This window comes from Vibrio nigripulchritudo (genome assembly GCF_027924785.1).
Taxonomy (GTDB): Bacteria; Pseudomonadota; Gammaproteobacteria; order Enterobacterales; family Vibrionaceae; genus Vibrio; species Vibrio nigripulchritudo.
This window is the reverse complement of sequence record NZ_AP027050.1, coordinates 418,318-437,634: the sequence shown is the minus strand read 5'-3', so window position 1 is coordinate 437,634 and position 19,317 is coordinate 418,318. Positions and strand designations below refer to the sequence as shown.

26 protein-coding genes are annotated in these 19,317 nt (G+C 44.4%); 10 read left to right on the top strand and 16 right to left on the bottom strand.

The features are described 5' to 3' along the window. Positions 1 to 79: 79 nt before the first annotated feature. A complete protein-coding gene (gene kduI / locus QMG91_RS20255) occupies positions 80 to 910 on the top strand; it encodes a 5-dehydro-4-deoxy-D-glucuronate isomerase (RefSeq protein ID WP_022560851.1) in 831 nt (276 codons plus the stop codon). Positions 911 to 919: 9 nt separating this feature from the next. Next, complete coding sequence (gene kduD / locus QMG91_RS20250) at positions 920 to 1,675, top strand: 2-dehydro-3-deoxy-D-gluconate 5-dehydrogenase KduD (RefSeq protein WP_281831749.1); 756 nt, start codon at positions 920 to 922, stop codon at positions 1,673 to 1,675. Positions 1,676 to 1,783: 108 nt separating this feature from the next. Here the strand turns inward: kduD and QMG91_RS20245 are convergent, their stop codons facing one another. Further along, the gene (locus QMG91_RS20245) at positions 1,784 to 2,437 is read right to left on the bottom strand and encodes a Qnr family pentapeptide repeat protein (protein WP_004403601.1); all 654 of its coding nucleotides are present in this window, start codon (positions 2,435 to 2,437) and stop codon (positions 1,784 to 1,786) included. Positions 2,438 to 2,761: 324 nt separating this feature from the next. On the opposite strand from QMG91_RS20245, the gene QMG91_RS20240 reads away from it, so the two are divergent. The 3 genes from QMG91_RS20240 (at position 2,762) to QMG91_RS20230 (ending at position 6,108) form a co-directional block, all read left to right on the top strand. Next, entirely contained in the window at positions 2,762 to 3,382 is a 621-nt protein-coding gene (locus tag QMG91_RS20240) for an NAD(P)H-dependent oxidoreductase (protein ID WP_200768341.1), read from the top strand. Next, entirely contained in the window at positions 3,379 to 5,298 is a 1,920-nt protein-coding gene (locus QMG91_RS20235) for a cation:proton antiporter domain-containing protein (protein WP_281831745.1), read from the top strand. The genes QMG91_RS20240 and QMG91_RS20235 overlap by 4 nt, the downstream gene beginning before the upstream one ends. 471 nt (positions 5,299 to 5,769) lie before the next feature. Then, positions 5,770 to 6,108 carry a DUF3316 domain-containing protein gene (locus QMG91_RS20230; RefSeq protein ID WP_281831743.1) on the top strand — a complete coding sequence of 113 codons (339 nt, stop codon included), beginning with the start codon at positions 5,770 to 5,772 and terminating at the stop codon, positions 6,106 to 6,108. A 94-nt stretch (positions 6,109 to 6,202) separates the two neighbouring features. Here the strand turns inward: QMG91_RS20230 and QMG91_RS20225 are convergent, their stop codons facing one another. Genes QMG91_RS20225 through QMG91_RS20210 form a run of 4 tightly spaced genes read right to left on the bottom strand, consistent with a single transcriptional unit; the run spans position 6,203 to position 8,456 of the window. Next, on the bottom strand, positions 6,203 to 6,688 hold the full coding sequence (locus tag QMG91_RS20225) for a GNAT family N-acetyltransferase (RefSeq protein WP_281831741.1): 486 nt from the start codon (positions 6,686 to 6,688) through the stop codon (positions 6,203 to 6,205). Positions 6,689 to 6,743: 55 nt separating this feature from the next. After that, positions 6,744 to 7,163 carry an N-acetyltransferase gene (locus QMG91_RS20220; protein WP_022560845.1) on the bottom strand — a complete coding sequence of 140 codons (420 nt, stop codon included), beginning with the start codon at positions 7,161 to 7,163 and terminating at the stop codon, positions 6,744 to 6,746. Between the two features lie 8 nt (positions 7,164 to 7,171). After that, positions 7,172 to 7,525, bottom strand: a complete 354-nt coding sequence (locus tag QMG91_RS20215) for a hypothetical protein (RefSeq protein WP_281831738.1) — start codon at positions 7,523 to 7,525, stop codon at positions 7,172 to 7,174. 22 nt (positions 7,526 to 7,547) lie between these two features. Then, positions 7,548 to 8,456, bottom strand: coding sequence for a GlxA family transcriptional regulator (locus tag QMG91_RS20210; RefSeq protein WP_281831736.1), 909 nt, complete (start codon positions 8,454 to 8,456; stop codon positions 7,548 to 7,550). A 119-nt stretch (positions 8,457 to 8,575) separates the two neighbouring features. Here QMG91_RS20210 and QMG91_RS20205 point away from each other — a divergent pair, with 119 nt between their 5' ends. Continuing rightward, positions 8,576 to 9,124 carry a cysteine hydrolase family protein gene (locus QMG91_RS20205; RefSeq protein ID WP_281831734.1) on the top strand — a complete coding sequence of 183 codons (549 nt, stop codon included), beginning with the start codon at positions 8,576 to 8,578 and terminating at the stop codon, positions 9,122 to 9,124. Between the two features lie 61 nt (positions 9,125 to 9,185). Here QMG91_RS20205 and QMG91_RS20200 read toward each other — a convergent pair whose 3' ends face one another. From QMG91_RS20200 to QMG91_RS20180, 5 genes are all read right to left on the bottom strand, one after another. Then, the gene (locus QMG91_RS20200) at positions 9,186 to 9,824 is read right to left on the bottom strand and encodes a hypothetical protein (protein ID WP_281831732.1); all 639 of its coding nucleotides are present in this window, start codon (positions 9,822 to 9,824) and stop codon (positions 9,186 to 9,188) included. A gap of 148 nt (positions 9,825 to 9,972) precedes the next feature. Next, a complete protein-coding gene (locus QMG91_RS20195; protein ID WP_004407455.1) occupies positions 9,973 to 10,383 on the bottom strand; it encodes a GFA family protein in 411 nt (136 codons plus the stop codon). A 27-nt stretch (positions 10,384 to 10,410) separates the two neighbouring features. Continuing rightward, the gene (locus tag QMG91_RS20190) at positions 10,411 to 10,908 is read right to left on the bottom strand and encodes a GNAT family N-acetyltransferase (protein WP_281831730.1); all 498 of its coding nucleotides are present in this window, start codon (positions 10,906 to 10,908) and stop codon (positions 10,411 to 10,413) included. Positions 10,909 to 10,985: 77 nt separating this feature from the next. After that, a complete protein-coding gene (locus QMG91_RS20185; RefSeq protein WP_281831729.1) occupies positions 10,986 to 11,297 on the bottom strand; it encodes a hypothetical protein in 312 nt (103 codons plus the stop codon). 139 nt (positions 11,298 to 11,436) lie between these two features. Beyond that, positions 11,437 to 12,372, bottom strand: a complete 936-nt coding sequence (locus tag QMG91_RS20180) for a helix-turn-helix domain-containing protein (RefSeq protein ID WP_281831728.1) — start codon at positions 12,370 to 12,372, stop codon at positions 11,437 to 11,439. 148 nt (positions 12,373 to 12,520) lie between these two features. Here QMG91_RS20180 and QMG91_RS20175 point away from each other — a divergent pair, with 148 nt between their 5' ends. From QMG91_RS20175 to QMG91_RS20165, 3 genes are all read left to right on the top strand, one after another. Further along, positions 12,521 to 12,913, top strand: coding sequence for a rhodanese-like domain-containing protein (locus tag QMG91_RS20175; RefSeq protein WP_022612745.1), 393 nt, complete (start codon positions 12,521 to 12,523; stop codon positions 12,911 to 12,913). Between the two features lie 226 nt (positions 12,914 to 13,139). Beyond that, positions 13,140 to 13,349 (top strand): cold-shock protein, encoded by a 210-nt coding sequence (locus QMG91_RS20170; protein WP_004407470.1) that lies wholly within the window; start codon positions 13,140 to 13,142, stop codon positions 13,347 to 13,349. Positions 13,350 to 13,768: 419 nt separating this feature from the next. Continuing rightward, entirely contained in the window at positions 13,769 to 14,191 is a 423-nt protein-coding gene (locus QMG91_RS20165) for a hypothetical protein (protein WP_022595923.1), read from the top strand. A gap of 56 nt (positions 14,192 to 14,247) precedes the next feature. On the opposite strand, the gene QMG91_RS20160 is transcribed toward QMG91_RS20165, so the two are convergent. Together QMG91_RS20160 and QMG91_RS20155 are read right to left on the bottom strand one after the other, a co-directional pair. Further along, complete coding sequence (locus QMG91_RS20160; RefSeq protein WP_281831722.1) at positions 14,248 to 14,607, bottom strand: nuclear transport factor 2 family protein; 360 nt, start codon at positions 14,605 to 14,607, stop codon at positions 14,248 to 14,250. A 123-nt stretch (positions 14,608 to 14,730) separates the two neighbouring features. Continuing rightward, positions 14,731 to 15,939, bottom strand: a complete 1,209-nt coding sequence (locus QMG91_RS20155) for an MFS transporter (RefSeq protein ID WP_281831720.1) — start codon at positions 15,937 to 15,939, stop codon at positions 14,731 to 14,733. Between the two features lie 103 nt (positions 15,940 to 16,042). Here QMG91_RS20155 and QMG91_RS20150 point away from each other — a divergent pair, with 103 nt between their 5' ends. Next, positions 16,043 to 16,951: a LysR family transcriptional regulator gene (locus QMG91_RS20150; RefSeq protein WP_281831718.1), complete on the top strand. Its 909-nt coding sequence runs from the start codon at positions 16,043 to 16,045 to the stop codon at positions 16,949 to 16,951. A gap of 15 nt (positions 16,952 to 16,966) precedes the next feature. On the opposite strand, the gene QMG91_RS20145 is transcribed toward QMG91_RS20150, so the two are convergent. From QMG91_RS20145 to QMG91_RS20130, 4 genes are all read right to left on the bottom strand, one after another. Continuing rightward, complete coding sequence (locus tag QMG91_RS20145; protein WP_281831716.1) at positions 16,967 to 17,341, bottom strand: hypothetical protein; 375 nt, start codon at positions 17,339 to 17,341, stop codon at positions 16,967 to 16,969. Between the two features lie 202 nt (positions 17,342 to 17,543). Beyond that, positions 17,544 to 18,170, bottom strand: coding sequence for a cysteine hydrolase family protein (locus tag QMG91_RS20140; protein ID WP_281831714.1), 627 nt, complete (start codon positions 18,168 to 18,170; stop codon positions 17,544 to 17,546). A gap of 2 nt (positions 18,171 to 18,172) precedes the next feature. Next, positions 18,173 to 18,616, bottom strand: a complete 444-nt coding sequence (locus QMG91_RS20135) for a MarR family winged helix-turn-helix transcriptional regulator (protein WP_281831712.1) — start codon at positions 18,614 to 18,616, stop codon at positions 18,173 to 18,175. 251 nt (positions 18,617 to 18,867) lie between these two features. Continuing rightward, entirely contained in the window at positions 18,868 to 19,233 is a 366-nt protein-coding gene (locus tag QMG91_RS20130) for an MmcQ/YjbR family DNA-binding protein (protein ID WP_281831710.1), read from the bottom strand. Between the last annotated feature and the right edge of the window lie 84 nt (positions 19,234 to 19,317).

Sequence of the window (19,317 nt, the reverse complement as noted above, 5' to 3'; positions counted from 1 at the left end):
TAACCAACAAAACTCTACGCGAACCCATCATGCATCCATGGGTTGGGTTCGCTCGTTTCAAATTTGACGGAATCATAATATGAAGAGCTATTATTCAACGCATTCTGATGATTACAGAAGCTACGACACACAAACTTTACGAGACAGGTATCTGATTGAATCGATATTTAAACTCGGACATGTTCAGCAATATTATTGCCACGATGACAGGCTCATCATTGCCGGGATTTGCCCAGATCATTCGCCACTGATGCTTACCGAAGGTAAAGAGCTTGGAGGGCTGAGTTTCTTTGAACGCCGTGAAGCGGCTACCATCAATTTAGGTGGCGAAGGTCGGGTAAAAGTTGGCAATGAGACTTTCTCTTTAGGTCACAAAGATGCTCTGTATATTGGTCAGGGACCACATATCGTGACTTTCGAAAGTGTTGATCCTGACCAGCCAGCACGTTTTTATCTGTGCAGTTCGCCAAGTCATTACTCCTATTCCACCACCCTGATAAGACGTTCGGAAGCGAAGCAAATTCGTCTAGGCGACCCAAAAGCTTCAAACGAAAGAATCATCAATCAGTACATTCATCCCGATGTGTGTAAAAGCTCTCAACTTGTTATGGGGCTGACGGAACTCATCAACACCTCCAACTGGAACACCATGCCCTGCCATACCCATGCTCGCCGAATGGAGGCTTACTTCTATTTTTCAGAACTGGAAGACGCGCAGGTGTTTCACTTTATGGGTAAACCTGATGAAACCCGCCACATCGTTATCTCCAATGAACAGGCAGTGATCTCACCGAGCTGGTCAATTCACAGCGGGGTCGGTACTTCTCCATACAGTTTTATCTGGGCAATGGCGGGCGAAAACCAAGAATTCGATGACATGGATTTTGTCGCCCCACAGGAAATGCGTTAAGAGGTCGTTATGGAATTATTCAATCTAGAGGGAAAAGTGGCGTTAGTGACTGGCGCATCTAAAGGTTTGGGGCAGGCGATGTGTATTGCTCTGGCGAAAGCAGGAGCCGATATCGTTGGTGTCGCCCGTTCATCTACAGAGCAAACACAGGCAGGCGTTGAGTGTCAGGGCAGAAAATTTATCGGCATTGAAACGGATTTAGGGAGAAGAGACGCCATAGACAGCATTATTCAGACGCTCGCTGTTCTCGATTCCACACCAGATATTTTGGTCAACAATGCTGGAATCATAAGAAGAGAAGACAGCATTAATTTTTCAGAAGACGACTGGGACAGCGTGATGGACATTAACCTCAAATCTCTGTTCTTCCTGAGTCAGGCAGCGGTTAAACAGTGGGTGGCGCAAAACCGAACCGGGAAAATCATTAACATTGCTTCCATGTTGTCGTTTCAGGGAGGGATACGCGTCCCATCCTATACGGCAAGCAAAACCGGCGTATTGGGCTTAACCCGAATCGGCGCATGTGAATGGGCAAAATATGGCATTAACGTTAACGCCATTGCGCCGGGCTACATGGCAACGGATAACACTCAAGCGTTAAGAGAAGATTCCAATAGAAATTCCGAGATTCTGAATCGAATTCCAGCGGGAAGATGGGGAGAGCCTGAAGACATGCAAGGTGCCGCTATTTTCTTAGCCTCTTCAGCTTCTGATTATGTTAATGGAGCGGTACTCACTGTCGATGGCGGCTGGCAAGCCCGATAGAGTACCGATAAACGGATTCCTGATTTCCAATTAGCGATTATTTTGCCTGTTTCAGGCGGCTCATCCCCAGGGTTTGCCCGGTTTCGCCGGGCTTTTTTTTGATGCTAACTAAGGAAGAACAATCACACCCAAAGGTTCAAGAAGTTGTTCTTGTTGCCACTCGCAGATTTTCACACCATTTAAGGAAATGCGCCTCGGATCCAGACCATAAAGTTCCGTATGAGTGAGATCACAATGCTCAAAACGGAATTGCGACCACGCATCTTCTGAGAATTCTCCTCGAGACAGATCCGAACCTTTAAAAGAAGCCCCATTGAGGTTGGCACCTGTCCAGCGATTTTCAAACAGGTCGCACTTCTCGATACAGGCATTTTCAAAGTTCACGTAAGAGAGGTTGCAACCCGTTATGTATACTGAACAGAAGTAAACCTGATGACTCACACGGTTTGCGAAATTGACCTTCAGAAAATTCGCGCCTTTCATGTCGCATTGACGAAATTCGGTACCGAGACAGTTGGCACCTGTAAACTGTGCCAATGCCAGCTGGCAGTTTTTAAAACTGGCGTCTTTCAAATTGGCATACTGAAACTGACAACCTTCGTGCGCCCCTGCCTGAAAGAACTGGCAATCTTCAAAAAGTGCGTCGGTTAAGTCGGCACGTGAAAAGTCACACCTTTCAAAAGTGCACCTGAAAAATCGATACTCCATCATTTCGTTTCGGGCAAAAGACTCTTCAGTGAAGTGCTGTTCAATAAATTCCATTAGGGCTCTCTCAAAAACTGAATGTGTCGCTAAACTAACACTCTAACCCTTTGAAAAACAAACATTTTAAAACCTTAAAAAACAAGAGCTTAAAAACCCTCAAAATCGCCAATTTAAGGCACCTAGAAAGCTCTCTAAGCCCTCTGTTTTTAAATAATCGATAGCGCATATTCAGAAAAAAGTTATTCGCAGCTCACACACAATCAAAAAATCGCGGGGTTGCTCAAGAATTCTGCTCAACATAATCAAATAAATGACCTTGTTACACACCTGATACAAACTGTATGGTATTCGTAAACAACCAAAAAAGTTCAGGGAAGATCTATGCCCCAAAAGAAAGTTCTGGTGCTTTTTGCACATCCGTCTCATAAAAAATCTGAAGTGAACATCCCGCTGTTCCGAGCGGCTCAACACGTTGAAGGCGTCACTTTGGTCGACCTCTATCACGAATACCCTCGCTTCAACATTAATATCGACCGGGAACAACAAAGACTGCGAGATCATGACATTGTGATATTTCAGTTTCCTCTGTATTGGTACTCGACTCCAGCCATTCTTAAAGAGTGGCAGGATCTTGTGCTGGAATACGGCTTTGCCTACGGCTCTGAAGGTAAAGCCCTTCATGGAAAATACTTTATGTGTGCCATTACTGCTGGCGGCACTGAAAGCGCTTACTGTACCGATGGATACAACCACTTCACCATTGGCGAGTTACTCCAGCCTCTGGAGCAGATGTCGTCTCTTACCGGAATGAACTACTTAGCTCCGTTCGTTCTGTTTGGTTCGCGCACCGCAGCGGAAGAAGGAAGGATCGAAGGGCACACCAAACGATATCAGGAACTGCTTACCGCTCTGGTGGAAGACGAGATTGATATGGATAAAGCAGCAACCGCATCCAAAATTACCAACGACTTATCACCGCTGCTTAAGGAGAAGGCGCAATGACCAGTTATTTTCTTCAAGCCTTTATCTACCTGATTGCCGCGGTGGTCATGGTTCCTATCGCCAAAAGGCTCGGCTTAGGCAGTGTGTTGGGGTACCTTATTGCAGGCGTCATCATTGGTCCGGTTATTGGATTAGTTGGTGAAGAGACAACGACGATTCAGCATTTTGCAGAGTTCGGTGTTGTCATGATGCTGTTTTTAGTTGGCTTAGAGCTGGAACCCAAAATGCTCTGGTCGATGAAAAACAGGCTGATCGGATTGGGTGGTCTGCAAGTCGGTTTAACTACGGCTGCCGTTATGGGCATTGCCCTTTGGCTTGATCAACCTTTGACTATTGCACTCAGTATCGGCCTCATTTTCGCGCTCTCTTCTACCGCTATTGTTCTGCAAACTTTCAATGAGAAAGGTTTGTCTAAAACCGAAGGCGGACGTAATGCCTTCTCGGTATTACTTTTCCAAGATATCGCCGTTATCCCAATGCTGGCGTTTATTCCGTTACTAGCGCTGCCGGAACTGGTTGAAAAAGCGCAAAGTGCAGCGCAAGCGGCAGCTGACCATCACGAAGAAATGAGTCTGGTGGCGGGTTTACCGGGCTGGGCTTACGGGCTGGTGATCATCGTTACCATTGTTGCCTTGGTCGTTGGCGGTCACTTTGCCAGCCGGCCGCTGTTCCGGTTTGTGGCAAGTTCCGGGCTGCGTGAAATCTTTACCGCTACTGCTCTGATGCTGGTCGTCGGAATTGCAGCACTAATGAGCTTGGTCGGGCTCTCCCCTGCTCTTGGTACATTCCTAGCGGGAGTGGTGTTGGCGAACAGTGAGTTTCGACATGAGCTGGAATCCAATATCGACCCGTTTAAGGGGCTGTTGTTAGGTCTTTTCTTTATTACCGTTGGTGCTGGTATTAACTTCGATATTCTGGGTAACCAGTTCTTTGCCATCATAGGCATGACTATCGGGGTCATGCTGCTCAAAGCGTCAGTACTATTGGTACTGAGTTTATTCTTTGGCATTCGAGCCAGCGACCGCTGGTTGTTCTCGCTCAGTCTGGCTCAGGCGGGTGAATTCGGTTTTGTTCTGCTGAGTTTCACTGTGCAAAGCCACGTATTACCAACCGAACTGGCGCAAACTTTATCGATGGTTGTTGCCCTGTCTATGTTCCTAACACCGGGGCTGTTCATTCTGTTTGATAAAGTGATCGTGCCGAAATACATCGACAATGAAAACAGCCGTGCCGAGGACGATATTGAGGAAACGGGCAAGGTCATTATTGCAGGTGTCGGTCGGTTTGGTCAGATAGTCAATCGACTGCTGGTGAGCAATCACATCCCTACCGTGGTTCTGGACTGCGAGGCTTCTCAGGTAGATAACCTGCGCAAGATTAACACTAAGGCTTACTTTGGTGACGCCACTCGCCCAGACTTGCTGCACACGGCAGGCATTGAAGAATCCAAGCTTTTGGTTGTGGCGATGGATGCCCGAGAAAGTGCGGTTGAACTGGTGCAGTACGTGAAACACACCTACCCGAAAGTGACCATCCTTGCACGCGCTTACGACAGAGTTCATGAGCACGCCCTTCGCCAGGCTGGCGCTGACTTTATCGAAAAGGAAACATTCCACAGTGCACTGGAGGTTGGAGCACAAGCTCTGAGAAGCCTGGGCACGCATCCATTCCAGGTGGAACAGCAAAAAGCCGCCTATGTCGATGTAGAAAAAGAAGGTTCTGAAGTTCTGTATCAAGCCTGGGTAGAAGAGTCAGACGGAGAACAGCGTTTTGATAACAATTATCTCAAGCTCTTTATGCAGTTAGAGGAAACGCTGAAAGCGTCTTTACACAGTGACCGACGCGGCAAACACGATGTGTCTGAGCGAAGCTGGACTCCTCCACCAAAAGGTTACTTAAAAGATTTTGAAGAGTAGCTAGGGTCTGTTGACCTTTCGAGATGATTTTTGCAGCCATTTGTGGGTTCTTTATACAAGGCAGCGCTTATTCGGTGTAGTCGCTCTACATCAATAAGCGGTAACACAGTAGAAAGGAGCCACAAATGCTGCCCAAAGGGTTCGGTTCTATGCGCTTTACTCTTTGTTGTAAAGTATTTGCTTAGAATGACTAAGCGAAAGACCTTACGCCGCGATTAAACCACATAGAACTCGAACAAAATTTAACCGCGAAAGGTCAACAGACCCTAATTTAAAAGTCATTTTACTGATGGAAAATTTACAAACATCTAGACGGAGTTTTACCTAGCCTGACGGACTCTTTACAAAGTAATCAGTAATATGGGTGTTACCAGCTTGATAGCGACAGAGCTAATCGCTCACTAGCCTCTCGGCGAGTCTCGGATAGCTATCAGGCTGGTTTATCCCAAGAATCTTTTAAGGAGTATTGTTATGAAGAAAGTAACCGTGTTAGCTACCGCTCTGTTACTAAGTTCTACGGCATTCGCATCAACTCAGTTGAACAACAGTGCCACTTCGATAACAACAGAAGGCTTTGCCACGCAGGAGCAGGCAATGAACGCCGGATATACTCTCATGGATGAAATCAACCAAATGACGTCGAGTGAGCTAGTCAAGAAGCTGCCGATAACCGCCTACACTGTCTCTTACAACAGCGTCGAAGTGAAAGACGTTGAAATGCATATCGAAGCGTTCTCGAAAAAACGCGGAGAAGTGCAATACCGTGCGGTAGTCGATGTGGATTATCAGTACGAATCCCGCGATAGCTGATTCACGCTAAACCCAAAATCATTCATATATTAAAAAAGCATAAACCGGGCGAATCACAGCCCGGTTTTATCTATACCTAAGTGGTCTCTGGAAGTCACTTGGCTAAAAGTTTATAACTCATCTGGTAGATTGGCCACTCGACTCCATCAAACACTTTAAAGTACGGCGCCTTATCCACGACCTCAAAGCCTACCGAATCATAACAGCGTTTTGCTGACGTGTTACTGTGAAATACCGCCAATGACACTTCTTCTACCGCAGGATCTTGCCTGATTTGCTGCATTGAAAATTCAACCAGTTTCCTGCCTACCCCTTTGCCTCGAATATCCGGATTGACGGCAACTCGGCAAAGGCGGGATTCAGTTGTAGACACACGATTGATTTCGATAAACCCGACCAAAGCTTCACCATCAATCAAAACATAGAATTTAAGATTTTCTTCTTTCGATCGTTGGCAAATTGATTCTGCCGTTAGCGGCCAGTGAAACACGCGACCACCCCAAGCCAGAAATTCATCTCTGGTTCTAAACCATGTAGTGATGGTTTCTGCGTGTTCAGGTTTGAAAGGAATGAATTCCATTTAAATTCCTTAGGACTGTTTTAAGTCGACTTTAACAACGGCAAATCGACTGACCTTAATTGGTCATGGTGTACTCTGGATAGCCAGTGTGTTCGTCCGTTTGTTCACTGATCACTTTAAACCCTTGTGAAAGATAGAACTGGTAACTTGCCTGATTGTCTTTGTAAACCGATAAGGTCAGGGAATCACGACGTGACTTTGCATGCGTAATGAGTTTTTTCCCTAACCCTTGCCCCTGAAAGTCGGGGTAGACAAAAATCGCCGCTAAGCTGTCTTCGTACAACGCATAAAAGCCGACGACATCACCGTTCAGTTCAAATACGTAAACTTCCGATGCCGGAATGTATACGTCTCGCATATTACTTATCTGATCTCGCCAAAAATCAGCTTCAACAAAATTGTGTGCGTCTATGGAAGCGGTCAGCCAAATATCCAGTACCGCATCGATATCTGACTGGGTAAATTTTCTTATCATTATTAACCTCAAATAAACTGACTTGCTATACACACCAATAGCGCCGGAACACCGGAAACAAAAAACTTCTGGTAAAGCACTACATTCTCTTCAAAACGTTCTTCATCAATCTCATCAGCAACTTCAGTATCCACAAGAGATCCTGCCGCATTCGCTGGTCTGTTATCTGCATCAGAAAAATCATTAGTCAATGGAGGAAACTTGAACAGCACCATGGCTATTCCCCATAAGACCAAAAGATTGAAAAACGCGTAGTCCGTCCAATATTGAAGACCGAAAAAACCGGTTGAATATTCCAGAATCACGATGAGCGCGAGCACTAGTGTATTGCTGACTATTGCAAAGGTTACAAAGCCTTTCATTTTTACTCCTACCGTTATGAAGCTAACCTACGCGCTGCTTAAACTCTGCGGGAGTAATGCCCGTTGTTTTTTTAAACAGCTTGGTAAAGTTACTGACGTCTATATACCCTACCGCAGCTCCCGCCGCTTCAATAGTAATATTTTCCAGTTCTATCAATTGTTTGGCGCGTTCAACCCTAAGTTGAATGATGTATTGCTTTGGTGTGTAGCCCGTCGCACTCTTAAATCGACGTAGCAGGCTTCGCTCGCTCAAGTGGCAATGCTGTGCGATATCTGCCACCGCCAGATCCTGGCTAAAGTTCGCGTCACAAAACCGCTGAGCTTTGAGCACGACAATATCACCATGAGTCAGATCAGGAATAAATCTCTGGTAGTACGCCTGCATCCGGCCTTTAAAATCTAACAGGCAAAAATCTGCGACCTGTTTAGCCAGCTCAAAATTGGCGTATCTCGCCATAACGTGAAGCGCCAAATCCTGAAAGGCGTAAAGCCCCGCAGCAGTCACGATGTCTCCTTCATCCACCAGCATTTCATGGGCGCAGACTTTGGAAATAGAGGGATAATCGCGCTCAAGCTGATCGCAAAGCCGCCAGTGAGTCGTCGCGTATTTGCCATCCAGCAAGCCTGCATTTGCCAGCCAAAACACACTCGCGCAAGAAGAGACAATCACAGCACCAGCGCGGTGCCATTCTCGTATCAGAGTGATAACAGCCTCAGTTTGGAAATCTGGCAGGTCGGCAGACAAACACGGAGGAATGAAAATCAACGCATTCCCATCCACTGGTTCTGAGCTTTGATAAGCAAGCTCTCTTACGTCAAATTGCTTACTCCCAAACTGCTGATTGGCAATCTGAAATAGGTCTTTGACTCCCTGAACCGCGGAAGGCATCACTTCAGGAAAAGTCAGTATGTAAATATTCAGTGTTTTCATATTGGCGAAATTTAACCATAAAAAGTCAATTTACGCCATTAAATCATCTTGGCTGTTTATGTACATTATCTCCTGAATTAGCAATCAGTTTTCTTGAAATAGCAATAAGGATTTTCCACATGAACAATACTGCTTTGGTTTTGATAGATATCCAGAACGACTACTTTGAAGGTGGTGCATTGACACTTCAGGGTCCGGTGCAAGCAGCCGAGAATGCTAAAAAATTGCTAGATGCATTCAGAGATGCAAAGCGCCCGGTTATACACATTCAGCATGCTGCGGCATCGCAAGATCTGGGATTTATGATTCCCGGAACAAGGGGGCAGGAGATCTACGCTGGTGTGGCTCCTCATTCTGATGAACCGGTTCTTACCAAACACTATCCCAACTCTTTTTGGGAAACAGGGCTTGAAAACACCTTACGCGAATTCGAAATAGAACACGTTGTGATAGCGGGAATGATGACGCATATGTGCGTCAGCACTACAACCCGAGGAGCCATGGAGCGTGGCTTTCAGGCGACGGTGATTCAGGATGCCTGCGCAACAAAAGACCTTAAGTTAGGAGAGAAAACCATACCAGCGGATGTCGTGCATGAAACCGCGTTAGCTGAGTTAACCATGCTTGCCGACATCAAGCCTTTAGAGGATTTTCTGGCAGAAATGTAGCCTTAACTTCAATTAAAAAACGGAGCCTTGACTCCGTTTTTTATTGATGAGAATACGTATCCTATTGTGTCACGCGGACGGAAATGCCTAACCAGGAGGCATTTTCTCTTTTGTTGTCACTGGAATCCCATCGCTCAATCTGATCCCAGTGGAACAAAGGCTCTTCCAGGTCAGAATCAAACCATTCGCCACTCGAATTATTGACTACGTAGTGCAAGTTCGGGTAGCTAATAACGGAAATCAATAATCCATTTTCAGGCGTGGAGGAATCGGAGTTCAGGTAGGAAATGGGCACTTCAAGTTTATTCACCAATTCAATTTCAGTTGGGAATGCACTCTGGATTTGTACGTGAGTGTCAGGATCTTTAAACAACACCTCCGTTTTCAACCCACACTCCTTCAATATATAGAGCATTGCACCAAGCGAATTGTACCCTGCTTCATCTATGTATTCTGGGTTAAAACCTTCCTCAAGAATCCCGGTCACCTGATAAAAATCCATTGCCAGCTCCGTCAGATTGGAACTGTCTTCAATCTTTATACTGGTATTAGAAAAACTTTTATCCATCCGATTGTAACGATTGAGCGTCAATGGGGAGTGAAATGGAAGCTTGTTGAAAGCATAAAGAGTCGCCACCAGACAGTAAGCGCCACAATACAGACTACCTTCAGGTTGCTGCATACTGGGAAGTGAATTCATACGCAAATATTCTCATATTTAAATTGACACACTCAAAGTATCATATGCTACTTAATGAAAACACTGCCTGGCACAAGTTTTCTAACAATGTAACTCTCTATTTCTTAAGCTTAATTTTTCGATTCACTAATCAATTTCAATTTGAACATTACTTTAGTCGGCTTGGTTCAAAGGTCTCATATTGAGGCAAATCTTCATTCAGGCTGTCCCAGTTGGCTTTGGATGTAACAAAGTTATGGGAGATTGGTCTTTCTTCAATGTCAGAATCCAGAATGCCCAGACGAATTCTGATTTTACTCGGGTTTTCATCATTGGAACTGTAGACAGGAGAGGCGCAACGGGTACAAAAATGGCGCTTTTTACCCGGTTTAACTTCGTAGAAGCCCATCAGTTCAGCGCCTTTGGTGATTTCAAATTCACTTGTGTTGACGAAACCGTTGGTCGCAAAAGCCGTTCCGCTCGATTTTCGACACAACGAGCAATGGCAATGAATGATGTCGGTTATCGATCCGGAAATGGTTAGCTCCACACCGCCACATAAACAGCTTCCTTTGTACATATTGCTTCCTTATTTTAGTTGTATTGCTCAGGATGAGTAGGCGTAAAGGTTATTCTCTTCACCGTAGAGTGCTTGCGTTCCTGTAAGCTCAAAACCAAGTTTGACTAAAAGTCGATTCGAGCTTTGATTGTCTGGCAAAGTGACGGCAAGAATCGTACTGAGATTATGCTCTGTCGATCCGTTTGCTAGCACCGCCGATCCTGCTTCCTCTGCGTAACCATGTCCCCAGTAAGACGACAAAAGCGCATAACCAAGATCAGGGCTCTCCAATTCTTCACGTTTTAGAATTCCGCACATTCCGATTGGGGTTTCGTCTTTCAACATCACTATGTTCAGTCCAAAGCCATACTCCTGATAGCTGGCAAGAATACGTGAGAGATAGCTTTGTGCCGCTTCAATGGTGTGAATTTGTCTGTCGCCGATGTAGCGAATGAAGGCTTCTTCGTTAAGAAGTTGAATGATGAAGTTCGCATCATCCAAATTATAATGACGGATAATCAAACGATCCGTTTCACAAACTATCACCGACCCTGCTCCCTGCAATTTTATTGATAGAAGGGACTTATAACATAGATGATATAAAGGTAACTATATTGTGGAAATTAAAGGACAACACCGCTTTGTGTGGCGAGTTGCTGTTTGAAGAAAACGAGAAGAACAAGCACTAAACCTGTAATCCACATTGCGGTTGGAATTTTGGCTTTGTTCCAGTTTAGAAAAGTAAAGACGAGCCCCATCAGTGGACCCAAAAACAGGCAGCCCAATCCCCAGAGCTTACTTTTACGAAATGCTTCAGTGAGGATAAGAACACTTCCTAGCAGAAACAGGACTAATCCTGAAACAGCCATCAAATCTATCACTACAAAACCTACAAAACCTACAAAATACAAAACTTCGGTGCTTCTGGTGAGCACGCAGTACAACTTGCTGAGAATTTACCACGAAGATTTGGTAAATCGAGTGCATAGCAACACTTACTTTCAATTTTGCGATGTAGTTTTATAAAAACTCTCAAATCCCTTATAGATAAAGGGATGAGAGAACAAAGTTTAATCAGGTATCCGAAAATTGCTGGCGATATTGATTGGGTGAAATGCTGAGTTGTTTTCGGAAGTGATGACGCATGGTGATCGCATTATCAAAGCCGCTGAGGTCTGCGACTTTTTCAACACTGTAGGTTTTGTTCTCTAACAACGTTTTAGCTTTTTCTAGTCGCTGTTGAGTTAACCAGGCTTTGGGGCTGAGGTTAAAGCTGCTTCGGAATTTGCGATCAAAGGTTCGTCTCGACATGCTGGCGCGAGCGGCTAAGTCGTCCACTTCAATGTTCTCGTTCAGATGAGAAAGCGCCCAGTCTAGCGCTTCTGAGAACTGGTTTGGTACAGCCAGAATAGGAGTCTCGACAAACTGCGATTGCCCGCCCAGGCGATGAGCCGAAACCACCAGCCGTCTGGCGACCTGATTGGCAATAGCGTAGCCAAAATCCTGCCTGATAATTTCTAACCCGAGATCAATCGCGGAAGCACTTCCGGCAGAGCACCCAACCTGACCATCATAAATGTAAAGCACATCGTCTATGTAATTCAGATGAGGGAATCGCTTTCTGAATTTATCAGCGTATCGCCAGTGTGTTGTCGCATCGCGTCCTTGAAAAACATTCAGTTCAGCTAGCAGAAATGCACCAGAACAGAAGGACACAATGCGTTTTCCGGACTCATAAAAGGACTGGACCGACGCCTTTAAAACGCCTGGCATATCATTACCCTCAGCCGACCAGCTAGGAACGACCAACATATCGTAGTGGTTAAGATCTTCCACGCACGTTGCCCGAAGCATCAATCCGGCTGTTGACTCCAGTTCCGTATCTTCAAACGTGACCACATCGCATTCATACCAATCGTCAAACTCAGGTCTTGGCAACGCAAACAGCTCGACGGCGCAAGCAAGTTCAAACAAAGCAACGTTTGGGTAACTCAATATCGCAACTCGCATGGTTCTCTCTCCAATGACATGGCTTCTAAGATCTGTTGGTCTTAATAATGGCTGAAAGTTAACGAACTATGACTTATAAGCCAATCGTCAGTCAACCCACCTTCAACCACAATGAGTCATAGGCAAATACTAAGAAAAGGAAAAACTTATGACATCAGCAGTATCAAGAATTCCAGCGGCATCCAGTGAAGAGGCATTGGCGCATTTTGAATCTTTACTTCGCTTTGAAACGGATTGTTGGGATGTTCATCATGCCATGACCAACAACCGACAAGACTTCGTTTTGCTGGACGTGCGAGGAGAAGTGGTCTTTGAAAAAGGTTATATCGAGGGAGCGATAAACTTACCTCACTCAAAGATTAACCCGAAGAACTTGTCCCATTACACTGAAGATACGTTGTTTGTGGTGTATTGCGCAGGTCCCCATTGCAATGCAACGGAGAAAGCAGCTATTCGCCTTGCGAAGCTTGGTCGACCAGTAAAGAAGATGATCGGAGGCGTCACCGGGTGGATTGATGAAGGGTTTGATCTGGTTAAATAAACACAAGCAATTAAAACACCTGAGATTCTCACCCAATATCTGATGTTATTCTGAAAGGATTTATCAATTTCGCGACAAACAGTAAGCGCTCAAGGATAAATAAAGTTAAGTTAATTCAATAATGATCTAATTATTGAATTTACCACTTGTTCCTTATTTGAAATATGTTAGTTTCAAAATTCACATTCAAACAACTATTTCCAATAAAGAAATTCAGGGGAACAACATGTCAGATAAAGTAACCGGAAAAGTTAAGTGGTTTAATGAATCAAAAGGTTTTGGTTTTATTGAGCAAAACAATGGTCCAGATGTTTTTGTACACTTTTCAGCAATTACCGGTGAAGGCTTTAAGACGCTCGCTGAGGGACAGCAAGTTGAATTCAAAGTATCTCAAGGAGTTAAAGGTCCTCAGGCTGAAGAGATTTCGGTACTTTGATTGATCAGAATTGAACAAGAGCAGCCGCTAAATGCGGCTGCTTTTTTATTAATATTGAGAATAAAACGAAAAACATTAATAAGAAAACTCTAATTTTCCCTGTTATTAAATAATCGATAATAAGATTTCAACGTCATACCAAAAAATATCTCAACTTCAAGACCCGTCTGAATTATCCCTATTTAATTATGGGTAAATAAAAATTAAGACTTCCTCCGATAATAGATGCTCAAAAAATATTCGACGCACTAAACAATTACACACTTAGTTTGAATATACAGCACACTAAAATTGTGACTTTGCTTCATTTTCATAATATAACTGCGTCATATTTATAAAATAACCGAACATTCAGAAATAAAACCTTATGACACTCGGTCTGTCTGTGTCCGCATTCGTTTAATCAGAGGATACAAACCTTGAATATCTCATCGAAACAACAAAAACAAATCGCTTATGGCCTGCTCGCACTTCGCGTGACTGTCGCATTGGTTTTCTTTATTTGGGCTATGGATAAAATTCTGGTTCCCGAACACTCAACCAAAGTGTTTGCTAAGTTTTACGGGCTGGATGTTTCAGCAGGGTTCTCACTGATCATTGGTTTGGTTCAGCTTGTGTTTGTCGCTGCCTTGGCGCTCGGCATTCAAAAATCAACGACCTACTTGCTGGCACTGATTCTCCATGGTTTTTCTACTTTCTCGTCTTTTATGAAGTACCTGGACCCATTCAACAACCTTCTGTTTTTCACCGCATGGCCGATGCTTGCTGCATGTCTGGCACTTTATCTGATGCGTGATCTGGATACGATAAGCTTAGGGGGCAAGTCGCAGGAAGAGGCTTAAGAATTGAAATATTGCCCTGCTCTGAAGAGCAGGGCAATATGAAGAACGGGTTGACACTACTCAGTTGGAATTGGAAGGTTATGTGCCCGCAAAAAGCTGAGTTTGTCCCAGTAACCTCTTTGGAAAGTAATCAAACCGCCCTCAATTTTGAAGAATCCACATCCGCGCAAGCCAATCGGATCTTTCCATTCTAAAACAGCCCACTCTCCATCCTGAAAGATATTCTCTACAATGCATACCATTTCTGCCGCTGAGAACTCAGCCTCAAACATGGCTTTGATGGCAGCTTTCCCTTCTACGGGTTCATTGGCAACTTGATGATTGGCTGCGTTAGTATGGTAAAAGTCAGCAATTTTATTTGCATCACCTTGGTTAAAAGCCTCAACCCATTGTTCAACAACTTTTCTTGGTTCCATAACAAGTTACCTCTGTGACAGTAAAGATTTTTCACTATCCGATATGGCAATATTGAGTGTCAATACCTGGCAGATTTTTTACTCTGCTTTTTCTCCACCTATTCCGTACATCAAAATTCACACTTACTGTTTTTTGTACCAATACCAGATTATTGGCGTGCTTAAAGTCAGGAGTGAAGAGATGTATAACAAGGGTGAGAAATCCAGAGTTGAGTCCATTTTCGAATAAATCACCAAGCTGCTTAGCATTCCACCAATTCCCACAGCGAGATGCTGGATTGAATTTTGTGCACTGATTAAAAATACGCGCTCACGGGCTGGCAAAGCGCATATCAATTCAGTAACAAGCACAAGCGTTCGAGTAGAACTGACAACAACAAAAACACTGAATGCTATGGACGCCAATTCGACACTTTTCGTCTGAAAGCCCGAAATAACGGTCACAACCATAGCGATCGACAGCAACAGGATTAAGAGCCCTACATTCCTTTCATTCGCTTTTGTCCGACCATAAAACTGTACTGCGGCGAAAGCCCCGACTCCACTCACAAGGTAACAAATACTGAGGAGATTAGGTGATATACCCAAATTCACAGAAAGCATGACAGGAAATTGAGTGGAAACGGCAAAGGTGCCTAATATCGCGCTAAACGCCAATAGGATAGAAAACCAAGCCGTACGACTTTTTATCGCGTCTGACACTGAAAACAGGTCACTATTTGGAGCTGCGACGTTTGGGATCTGATGTTTATCGCCAGAACGATCAACGCCAAAAAAGAGAATGGAGACGAGCAGTAAACTCACGGACAAAAACTGAAAAGCGAGACGCCAGTTCTCCCCAGATGCCAGCAGAATCAGGAGTGGAACACCGACCGCAAGAGCCAGCGGTAACGAACTCATCAGAACCGCAGTATTACGCTTTTTGTTCTCGTCACCAGACCTCAGAATAACGTAGTTCAGGTTTACCACTGCCAGCGCACCACCAAAAATTCCGGTCAAAACCCTGCACAAAATCATTGTGGTGAAATCATGCACCAAGGTGGTAAAGAAAGTGGTCAGTATGATTCCTGCCAGAAAGAAGAGCATTCGAATCTTCTCGCGCCTGATGTTAGAAGCCCCTCTTACACACAAACAAGTTATTGCGGCTGAGATCGAGTATGCCGAAACCAGATAACCAGACCAAGCGGTGTCAGCTCCAACGTATGACGTCATTATTGAACTGAAAGGGACAATAGCCAATGCATCAAGACCAACCAGAAAATGTATCAGGAACAGAATGGTCATCTCAAACTGAAGAAGATGGGTAGTCTTATTCTTTATTTTTTCTTTCACTTATCAAGCCTATACTCATGAACGGTAAGAACATTGTATTAACTCGCCTCTGGCGATAAAGTGTCGAAAATGAATTTTAGAATCCAATTAATTGGGACAATACATGATTGAGCAGGTAGAACAGCAATGGCTCAGAACTTTTCACTGTGTGTACGAAAATAACGGTTTTAAACAAGCCGCTGACACCTTGAATCTGCCCACATCAAACGTCAGTCGGCATATTGCTATTTTGGAAGACAAACTCAATACCAAGCTGTTTGAAAGAACAACACGGCGAATCGCACCAACTCACGCAGGAGACCAACTTTACGCAGCAACTTTGCCTTTGCTTGAAAAACTGGATGACGCCCTGAAAAACGTCAGTCGGCACTCACATGAGGTTATTGGACAGCTCAAGATATTGATGCCAGACAGCCCGGCATTGGCAAAGTCAGTGATTGCATTCTGTAAGAAATACCCTTCCATAGAGCTATGCTGCGACACCAGCTTAAGCCCTAAAGAAGATCTGTTTGATGGCTTTGACCTGATCTTAAGTTTCCACAGGGGAGCACTGCCCGACAATAATTGGGTGGCTAAGGAAATCAAACGATGGGAAAGTGTGGTCGTTGCGTCTCCAAACCGGATAAAGGAATCCTCCCGCCCTCATAAGGTAACGGATTTGAACCATGTTCCCTGCATTAGCAGCCTGACTGCTGCGGGGGGAACACCGTGGATATTCAAAAAACCAGATGGCGAGTTAGTTACTCAAAACGTTAAGTCATCGTTTAAAGTAAACAGTGGAAGCCTGGCGAAATCGGGGGCGTTGGCAGGTTTTGGTTTTGCAATACTGCCCGCAGACTCCTGTAGAGAAGACGTTGAAGCTGGCTTATTGGAAACTGTGACACTTGAATACCAGCCTGACGATCTGGTTCTGTATGCCTACCATGCATCGCGAAAGCATCTGCCAAAGAAAGTCTCGATGTTTGTCGAACACCTACAATCTGAAGCGAGTTCGACTGACGCTAAAACTTAGTGATCAAGTGTGTTGTTAGATCGAAATACCAAACCATACCAACACACTTACCAAGCCAAACACCACCCAGGAAAGGTGCTTCCCTTTTGAGCCAAATAAAGCAATGAGGAAGTGGATAGCGAAAGTAATAGCAATAATTTTTCCAATCAGAGGTTTACTTAGTTCAGGCTGGGCAAGCGCAACTAAAATAGCCGCCAGCCCAAGCCACGCAACAGATGTAACATGCCATGCAAAGCGAAGGGTCTTCTTTGTGAAATCATCACTACCAAAAAGCTTGGGAAGATTGTCTCGTTTAAAAAGTCGGATAAGAATGTAGCGCTCCCCCAGATACGAGTGCGCAAACGTTACGACTACCAGCAGCAACGCCGCCAGATACATAAAGACTTCCATTTCTTCTCCTTAAGCAAGACCATCTTCTCTGACTCTCGAAACGACCATTCGCATCATATACCTAACCTTGTTAATACGTATTTTAGATAGGCGAACCCCTGTTCGTGTAATTAGTCAAACAGGCTTAAAATTAATTCGCGAATGGTTGAGCATCACCAAATATCCAATGGGATAAAGTAGATGTGATTTCACACGTATATCGCTATTTCAATATCGCTCCGGCTTGAGATACCGTTTTCAACGCTTTTCGTCCTTGTTCAGGTTCGGCTGCCAAAATTCCCTTTTCTATAAGCGTCACCTTATAACCGCGACCAAGCGCTGCCATCGCCGTCTTATTGATACAGTATCTGGCATCCAAACCTACGATCCGTAATTCTCCGACATCTAATTTTTCCAGTAGCTGATCCAACTCGCCCGTCTCAAATGAATCTTGCACCCGTTTTGTTAAAACATAATCTGGAAAACCGGTAAAAGGCTCGGCGATTTCCGTTCCTCTGGTTCCTGCGATTGCTTTTCCTCCCATGGTTAAACGCGCCAGTACTTTCGTTGAGAGGATTGACCATTCCTGTCGTATTGCAATAACGGGAAACGCTTGCTTTTTTGCGCTCTTCAATTCGTCAATAATTGCTGTCTGAGCATCAGACATTGAACGTTCAGTAAACAGATTTGAGTCCCAAAAAGTTGTTTGAAGATCAACCATTAAAATCGCCGTATTGGGTCGTTCGCCTATGGGTTGCCCTTCGCTGACTTTCCCAATAAGGCGTATACCGTTGGCAAGCCAGGTAACTAGGGTAATAAATGGTAGAGCAATCAGAAACCCTGTCATCATTATCAATCCTTACTCTTAACTTTAAGCTCATTAACCAAATACTTTACGAGCGAAAGAGCCGCTGTGATGTCTTTTTCAGGCAGGTCCGTTGATATCTCACCAAGGAGCTCTTTCTCCTGCTCCATCACTTGCCTGATAACGTCCCGACCAGACTGGGTCAGTGAGATAAGACTGGAGCGTTTATGCCTTGGGTTTTCAATTTTTTCAGTCAACCTAGACTTCAAGGTTTCATTGACCATAACCTGAACATACTGGCGTTTTATATCGAGATGATGTGCTATTTCAGGAACTGCTAATCCACCTTGGTTATGCAACACCTCAAGCACAGCACGCATTCGCACCGTCAACCCTGTTCCAGCCAGACCTTTCTCCACAACGACTTCAGCCGCTTGCATCAAAGGGCGCGACGCCCAAATCAATTCATACAGTTCTTTTGTCTTTTTCATGACATCATTAATGCCACATTGACATTAATGATGTCAAATTTTATTGTGCAATTTTCGAACAAAACTAGAAAAGCCATCACCTTAAGATGGTAATAATTAACTCTCAGGTGATAGTAAATGAATATGTCTCGAGGACTTAAGAACAGGGTCTTGAAGAAAGAATATTGGGAAATCGTGATGCTCGGATGTAGCCCAATCCGAGAATCAACATAACGAGGCTATTGGAATTGATGGTTTGAAGCGATTCAGCTTCAATCCTGATTTAACCCAAGTTCTTTCTGCTTGGCTTTGGTTAACCCCAGAGAGACGATTCGGTAGGACTCCTTGATGTAGTAAATCAGTTCTTCATCTTTCTCTTTAGATGTGTCTGTCTGCTGAATCCACTTCATCCCACGGTTGGCAAAGTAAGGAGCAGGACGGTAGCCTTCATGATCACTGAGAAAATCAAAGTTGTTATTTGAGGTTTTGAAAATATAAGCGGGCTTTTTATCTTCACCACAGCCTCCAATGGCAAATACCTTGCCCCCAACTTTCCAGACATGTGAATCGCCCCACTGAATAACGTGGGTCGTTGCCGGTAAATCACCACAAAACTGATTAAATTCTTCGTAAGTCATGGTCGTGTCCTCATTTTATATCGAGGATCACAAAGGCAGGAGATATTGGCAAGGCTGTATACCCAAACCACCTTAAGATGTGTG